The organism is Deltaproteobacteria bacterium GWC2_65_14 (assembly GCA_001797615.1).
Taxonomy (GTDB): Bacteria; Desulfobacterota; Deferrimicrobia; order Deferrimicrobiales; family Deferrimicrobiaceae; genus GWC2-65-14.
The window spans coordinates 117,424-123,423 of record MGPV01000017.1 but is presented as its reverse complement, the minus strand read 5'-3'; the positions used below and the strand labels follow the sequence as shown (position 1 = coordinate 123,423).

The window sequence follows — 6,000 nt, the reverse complement described above, 5'->3', positions numbered from 1 at the left end:
CCCGCATCGCTGCGGGTCCCCGGTCGGCAGCGGGATCACGACGGGGCGCAATCAGGCGCAGCCAGCCGAAGGAGGGGGGATGAGCGGAGATAAAAAGATTGAACCGGGGGCGGAGGGCGGGCGGAGCGAAGCCCCCCTCCGAGGCGGCGGAGCCGACCCCGAGCGTCGACAGGACAGGCTGTACATTGAACCGGGGACCCCCGCGAGCCAGGGGCCCGATGCCGGTGTCCAGCACCGCCGAATTCCCGGGAAATTGTTGTAGAATCGTCTCGTGTCTACCACGGGGACGAGGAAACGGCTGGCCGACCTGGGCGCGGTTGCTTCGGGGCTTGCGCACGAGATCCGCAACCCGCTGAACTCCCTCTACATCAACAGCCAGATCCTGGACGAGATCCTCGCGGACCTTCCGGAGGGGGCGACGGACCGGAAGGAGGAGCTCCTCTCCCTGGCCCGGGCGAACATGAAGGTCACCCGGCGGCTGAACGACATCCTCTCGGAGTTCCTGCGGTTCGCCAGGCCCCCGTCGCCGGAGCTGGTGGTGGCCGACCTGAACCGGGTCGTGGCGGAGACGATCCGCTTCCTGGAGGTCGATTTCGCCCGGCGGGGGATCGGGCTGACCGCGAACTGCCATACGGCCCCGCTTCCCCTGTTCGCCGACGAGAAGAAGCTCAAGCAGGCTCTGATCAACGTCCTGCTCAACGCCGAGGAGGCGATGGACAAGGGGGGGAAGATCGTCCGGGTGACCACCGGCCTCGCGAAGGGACGCCCCTTCGTCCGGGTCTCCGACAACGGACGCGGCATCCCGAAAAAGGACCGCCGCCAGATCTTCCGGCTCTTCTTCTCCACCCGGAAGAACGGGACCGGGCTCGGCCTTCCGATCGTCCGCCAGATCGTCCGGGAGCACGGCGGCAAGATCGGCATCCGGAGCCGGGAAGGGAAGGGGACGACGGTGACCATCTCCCTTCCCCCGGAGAAGGAGTTCAAGGCACAGCTGTCCGCGGAATCGGGGGAGCGGGCGCTTCCGGAAAGGATCCGGTGATGGAGAAGGCGAAGATCCTCGTCATCGACGACGACGCGGACAGCCTCGCAAGCGTCGTCGCGGCGCTGCGGAGGGACGGCTACGACGTCGTCCCGTCCGCCGATCCGAAGGAGGGGCTCGCCCGGCTCGCCTCGGAAGGGGCCGACATCGTCCTGACCGACCTGCGGATGCCGGGCCTCAACGGCATGGAGGTGATCCGGCATGTCGTTCGCGAGAACCCCGGCATCCCGGTTATCGTCCTGACCGCGTTCGGTACGGTGGAAAGCGCCGTGGAGGCGGTCCGGGCCGGCGCTTCCGATTACCTCCTGAAGCCGGTCGGGATCCCCCAGCTGCGCGCGGCGGTCTTCAAGGCGCAGAAGGAGAGGGAGAAGAACCGTGAGCTGGAGAGGAAGGACCGGGAGATCGAGCGGCTCCGCGAGGAGGCGGGACACAGGGGGGGCGTCCCCGGGATCATCGGATCCTCCCGGGCGATGGACGAGGTGCTGCGCAAGGTCCGGCTGGTCGCCCCCACCCGGATGAACGTCCTCATCCAGGGGGAGAGCGGAACCGGGAAGGAGGTCGTGGCGCGGGAGATCCATGCGCAAGGCCCGAGAAGGGAGAGTCCCTTCGTGCCGGTCAACTGCGCCGCCATCCCGGAGAACCTGCTCGAGTCGGAGATGTTCGGCCACGAGCGGGGCGCATTCACCGGAGCGGTCGCCGCCCGCGCGGGGAAGTTCGAGATGGCCGGGGGGGGGACCCTCTTCCTGGACGAGATCGGGGAGATCTCCCCCGCGCTGCAGGCGAAGCTCCTCCGGGCGATCGAGCAGAAGGAGATGAACCGCGTCGGCAGCGACCAGGTGATCCGGGTCGACGTCCGGATCCTGGCCGCGACCAACCGGGACCTGAGGGAGAAGGTCCAGGAGAAGGCGTTCCGGGAGGACCTGTTCTACCGGCTGAACGTCTTCAACATCACGGTCCCGCCGCTGCGGGAGCGTCGTGAGGATATCCCGAAATTCGCGGAGCACTTCCTGGAGCAGGTCAGCCGGGAGAATTCCGTTCCCCGGAAGCGTCTTTCGCCCGAGGCGGTGCGGCTCCTGCTCTCCTACCGCTGGCCGGGGAACATCCGCGAGCTGCGGAACGCGGTGGAGACCTCGGCGCTCGTCGCGGAGGGAGACACGATCCGGGGGGAGGATCTCCCCGCGGAGATTTCCACAGGCCGCTTGCCTCCCTCGACGTCCGGCCCGATACCGCTCCCCGCTCCGAAGACCCTCCAGGAGATCGGACGGGAGGCGATCGTCGCCGCCCTGGCGGAGACCGGCGGGAACAAGACCCGGGCCGCAAAGATCCTCGGCATCGGCCTGCGCACCCTCCACCGGAAGGTCAAGGAGTACGGGATTTCCTGAACCGGTGGAACTCCAACAGGGTGGAGCCGGCTATCTGTGCCACTATGGCGCTTTTTTTTGGCACACATAGCGCCATGGTGGCATCCCCTATTTATTCCCTCAAGAGGTACCCGGCATCAGCATGGGAAATAATCGTAGCTTTATCAATGGGCTCTGGAATCAGCATCGCTTGACGGCATTCGGCACGGTTATTGGTTGTTTTCGTACCGGGAGGAGAAAAAATGGAGACCCGGAGGGTCGTGCTGATCGCCGACGCGCAAGGGGACGACTGGAGTCCGGTGGCTCCCCTGCTCGGGGCGCTCTCGGAGGCGGGAGCGATGACGGAGCTGTTCACCGACAGCGGCGCCGGCTTCCGCAGCGTCGTGGGCGGGGGCACCGATCTGCTGGTGATCGACATGGACACCCCGTCGCTGGGGGGGATGGATGCCCTGATCACGATCCGCAGGATCGCCTCCCGGGTCCCGGTCCTTCTCCTGGCCGCCGAGGACAGCAAGGCGAGGCGGATGTGGGCGGTCGAGATGGGGGTGGTCGGATATATCACGAAGCCGGTGGACGGGCGGGTGCTGGCCCGCTTCATCGAAAAAGTGCTGAGCGGATTGTAGAGGTTTAGGAAGAACCTATCGCAGGGAGGAGAGAATACAGATGGCAAAGATCATCGGAATCGATCTCGGGACCACGAACTCTGTCGTGGCGGTGATGGAGGGGGGGGAACCCAAGATCATCATCAACGAGGAAGGAAACCGGCTGACCCCCTCCGTGGTCGGGATCGGCAAGGGGGGCGAGGTCCTCGTGGGGCAGGCGGCCAAGCGGCAGGCGGTCCTGAACCCGGAGAACACGATCTTCTCGATCAAGCGGTTCATGGGACGGCGGTACGACGAGGTCGGCGAGGAGACCCGCCTGGTTCCCTACAAGGTCGTGCGAGGCCCCGCCCAGGAGGCCCGGGTGTCCGCGGGAGGGAAGGAGTACAGCCCCGAGCAGATCTCCGCCATGGTGCTGGGCAAGCTCAAGAAGGCGGCCGAGGCCTACCTGGGCGAGGAGGTGAAGCAGGCGGTCATCACGGTTCCGGCCTACTTCAACGACGCGCAGCGGCAGGCGACCAAGGATGCCGGCAAGATCGCCGGGCTCGACGTGCAGCGGATCATCAACGAGCCGACCGCCGCCGCGCTCGCCTACGGGCTGGACAAGAAGAAGAACGAGCTGATCGCGGTCTTCGACTTCGGAGGCGGCACCTTCGACATCTCGATCCTCGAGGTCGGGGACAACGTCGTCGAGGTGAAGGCCACCAGCGGGGACACCCACCTGGGGGGCGACAACATCGACCAGCGGCTCATCGAGTGGATCATCGCGGAGTTCCGCAAGGACCAGGGGATCGACCTGTCGAAGGACCGGACGGCGCTCCAGCGGCTCAAGGAGGCGGCGGAGAAGGCCAAGATCGAGCTCTCCTCGACGATGGAGACCGAGATCAGCCTCCCCTTCGTCACGGCGGACGCCACGGGGCCGAAGCACCTGCAGCTCAAGCTCACGCGGAGCAAGTTCGAGCAGATGGTCCAGGAAATCCTGGAGCGGACGCTGAAGCCGTGCGAGGTGGCGATCCGGGACGCCGGGATACCGGTGGACAAGATCGACGAGGTGGTGCTGGTCGGCGGCTCCACCCGGATCCCGAAGGTGATCCAGATGGTGAAGACGTTCTTCCAAAGGGACCCGCACCAGGGGGTGAACCCGGACGAGGTGGTGGCGGCCGGCGCCGCCGTGCAGGCCGGCGTCCTCGGCGGCGAGGTGAAGGATCTCCTGCTGCTCGACGTGACCCCCCTGTCGCTGGGGATCGAGACGCTGGGCGGCGTGATGACGAAGCTGATCGAGAAGAACACGACGATCCCGGTCCGCAAGAGCGAAAACTTCACCACGGCGGCGGACGGCCAGACCAGCGTCGAGGTTCATGTCCTGCAGGGGGAGCGGGACATGGCGGCCAGCAACCGGACGCTGGGCCGGTTCCATCTCGAAGGGATCCCCGCAGCCCAGCGGGGCGTTCCCAAGATCGAGGTGTCCTTCGACATCGACGCGAACGGGATCCTCCATGTCAACGCGAAGGACACGGCCACCGGCCGGGAGCAGAAGATCACGATCACCGCGTCGACCGGCCTGTCCAAGGAGGAGACCGACCGGATGATCCAGGAGGCCGAGGCGCACGCCCAGGAGGACCGGAAGCGGAAGGCGGCGATCGAGGCGCGCAACCAGCTGGACTCCCTGATCTACAGCACGGAGAAGACGATCCGGGAAAACCGGGAGAAGCTTCCCGCGGACCAGCTGTCGCAGGTGGAGGCGGCGGTCGCCGAGGCGAAGGAGAAGATGAAGGTCGAGGACGAGGCGGTCCTCAGGCAGGCGGCGGAAACCCTGATGAAGAGTTCCCATGGGCTGGCCGAGCACATGTACAGGCAGGCCGCCTCGCAGGAACAGACCTCCCCTCCCCCCGGCGGGGACGGGGAGACAAAGGAGCAGCCGGGAGAGGTGATCGACGCCGAGTACGAGGACCCCGCGAAAAAGTAAGGTATTGTCGAAGGAGGAACCCGGCTTCTGGAATCGCCGGAAGAAAGGAGAAAGCACCATGGAGATCGTACGTTGGAGAGACCCGTTCGGGGAACTGGAATCGATTCACGAGAGGATGAACCGGCTGTTCGAGGAAGCGTTCGCGCCCTCCCGCTCCCGGGAGGAGACGTGGGCCGGCAGCTGGGAGCCGGCGGTCGACATCTACGAGTCCGACGATGCCATCGTCGTGACGGCGGAGCTCCCCGGCGTGGAGAAGGACCAGGTTTCCGTGGAGGTCAAGGACGGAGTCCTGACCCTGCGGGGCGAGCGGAAATCCGAGCGGGACGTCAAGGAGGAGAGCTACCACCGGGTGGAGCGCGCCTACGGAACGTTCCACCGTTCGTTTACGGTTCCGCCCGGCGTGGACCCGGAAAAGGTCCAGGCCTCGATGAAGGACGGCGTGCTTGCGATCCGTTTGGAGAAGCGGGAAGAGACGAAACCGAAGCAGATCGCGGTGCTCTGAAGAGGCCGCGAAGAAGCGATACCCGATCCGGCCCCGATCGCAGGGTGCCGGAGGAAAGGAGGGAAGGCATGGCGATCGTACGCTGGCTGGACCCGTTCCGGGATCTTACGGGCATCCAGGACAGGATGAACCAGATCTTCGAGGATGCGCTCTCCCGCTCGCGGGGGCGGGACGAGGGGATGCGGACGGGGATGTGGACTCCCGCGGTGGATATCTACGAGAAGAACGACTTCGTCGTGGTCAAGGCGGAGCTCCCCGGCGTGGAGAAGGATCAGATCTCCGTCGAGGTGAAGGACGGGATCCTGACCCTTCGGGGAGAACGGAAGCTCGAGCGGGACGTCAAGGAGGAGAGCTACCACCGGATCGAGCGCGCCTACGGGAGCTTCCTCAGGTCCTTCTCGCTCCCCGTGTCGGTGGACCAGGACAAGGTCAAGGCGAAGTTCAAGGACGGCGTCCTGGAGGTGGAGCTGCCGAAGAAGGAGAAGACGAAGCCGAAGCAGGTCAAGGTGGATGTGACCTGACGCGGACGGGAT

The 6,000-nt window shown here is 65.9% G+C and carries 6 protein-coding genes; all 6 read left to right on the top strand.

Going from position 1 to position 6,000, the window contains the following annotated elements:
• The first annotated feature begins 271 nt into the window (after positions 1–271).
• The 6 genes from A2X88_04570 to A2X88_04545 all read left to right on the top strand — a co-directional run bounded on the left by A2X88_04570 (position 272) and on the right by A2X88_04545 (position 5,988).
• On the top strand, positions 272–1,039 hold the full coding sequence (locus tag A2X88_04570; GenBank protein ID OGP35160.1) for a hypothetical protein: 768 nt from the start codon (positions 272–274) through the stop codon (positions 1,037–1,039).
• Positions 1,039–2,421, top strand: coding sequence for a hypothetical protein (locus tag A2X88_04565; protein ID OGP35159.1), 1,383 nt, complete (start codon positions 1,039–1,041; stop codon positions 2,419–2,421). The genes A2X88_04570 and A2X88_04565 overlap by 1 nt, the downstream gene beginning before the upstream one ends.
• Positions 2,422–2,642: 221 nt before the next feature.
• A complete protein-coding gene (locus A2X88_04560) occupies positions 2,643–3,023 on the top strand; it encodes a hypothetical protein (protein ID OGP35158.1) in 381 nt (126 codons plus the stop codon).
• A gap of 40 nt (positions 3,024–3,063) precedes the next feature.
• A complete protein-coding gene (locus A2X88_04555; protein OGP35157.1) occupies positions 3,064–4,965 on the top strand; it encodes a molecular chaperone DnaK in 1,902 nt (633 codons plus the stop codon).
• 58 nt (positions 4,966–5,023) lie between these two features.
• On the top strand, positions 5,024–5,467 hold the full coding sequence (locus tag A2X88_04550; protein ID OGP35156.1) for a hypothetical protein: 444 nt from the start codon (positions 5,024–5,026) through the stop codon (positions 5,465–5,467).
• Positions 5,468–5,535: 68 nt separating this feature from the next.
• Positions 5,536–5,988 (top strand): molecular chaperone, encoded by a 453-nt coding sequence (locus A2X88_04545; GenBank protein OGP35155.1) that lies wholly within the window; start codon positions 5,536–5,538, stop codon positions 5,986–5,988.
• Positions 5,989–6,000 lie beyond the last annotated feature (12 nt).

What these genes read in the sequence shown, in the direction of transcription:
- A2X88_04565 (OGP35159.1), top strand. Translation starts at nt 1,039, where the DNA reads ATGGAGAAGGCGAAGATCCTCGTCATCGACGACGACGCGGACAGCCTC.
- A2X88_04560 (OGP35158.1), top strand. Translation starts at nt 2,643, where the DNA reads ATGGAGACCCGGAGGGTCGTGCTGATCGCCGACGCGCAAGGGGACGAC.
- A2X88_04555 (OGP35157.1), top strand. Translation starts at nt 3,064, where the DNA reads ATGGCAAAGATCATCGGAATCGATCTCGGGACCACGAACTCTGTCGTG.
- A2X88_04550 (OGP35156.1), top strand. Translation starts at nt 5,024, where the DNA reads ATGGAGATCGTACGTTGGAGAGACCCGTTCGGGGAACTGGAATCGATT.
- A2X88_04545 (OGP35155.1), top strand. Translation starts at nt 5,536, where the DNA reads ATGGCGATCGTACGCTGGCTGGACCCGTTCCGGGATCTTACGGGCATC.